Raw genomic sequence first — 243 nt, 5'->3', positions numbered from 1 at the left:
ATGGCAAAAATGCCCAGCTCCGGTGCGCGGATGAAGAAATAGCCGATCAATAAATAGGCGACTGCGACGAGGAAACCGGATAATACCGGCCAGAAATTATGACTGCGGTTGCTGAATAACCCGACAATAAGCGCAATACCCGAGCAGATTAATAATGCACCCACTACTGTGCTTAAAATATCGCCAGAGACGAACGGGAAACTGATACACAGCAACCCGACGATAAACAGCAGCACGGCAATA

General features: G+C 48.1%; 1 pseudogene. It reads right to left on the bottom strand.

The window, feature by feature from the left end:
• Positions 1 to 243: pseudogene (gene hdeD / locus SB822_RS60060) on the bottom strand (acid-resistance protein HdeD); the annotation flags it as partial.

The sequence above is a fragment of the Paraburkholderia sp. SIMBA_054 genome (genome assembly GCF_046534875.1).
Classification (GTDB): domain Bacteria; phylum Pseudomonadota; class Gammaproteobacteria; order Burkholderiales; family Burkholderiaceae; genus Paraburkholderia; species Paraburkholderia hospita.
The sequence above is the reverse complement of the archived record's forward strand: the minus strand, read 5'-3'. Positions and strand labels throughout refer to the sequence as shown.